The sequence below is a fragment of the Nocardia amamiensis genome (assembly GCF_015477605.1).
GTDB classification, from domain to species: domain Bacteria; phylum Actinomycetota; class Actinomycetes; order Mycobacteriales; family Mycobacteriaceae; genus Nocardia; species Nocardia amamiensis_A.
Map to the genome: position 1 here is coordinate 1 of NZ_JADLQX010000314.1, position 260 is coordinate 260.

A 260-nucleotide genomic window follows, 5' to 3' on the forward strand; every position below is an offset into this window, starting at 1 on the left:
CGTCGCCGCCGCGCTCAACAGCCGTCCCCGCAAAACACTCGGCTGGAGGACGCCGGTCGAAGCACTCAACGAGCTGCTACTGTCGGCCCAACAAAGCGGTGTTGCGACGACCGATTGAGCCCGGGCAATACACCTCGATCAGGTTCGCGGAAACCCTTGCCGCCGAAGGAATCGCGGCCTCGATCGGCAGCATCGGCGATGCCTACGACAACGCCCTGGCGGAGTCGACGATCGGGCTGTTCAAGACCGAGGCCGTTGCC

Annotated in this window: 1 pseudogene; it reads left to right on the plus strand. The window is 65.0% G+C overall.

What is annotated here, in order from left to right:
- Positions 1–125: 125 nt before the first annotated feature.
- Positions 126–260, plus strand: a pseudogene (locus IU459_RS37955) (IS3-like element ISMysp3 family transposase); the annotation flags it as partial.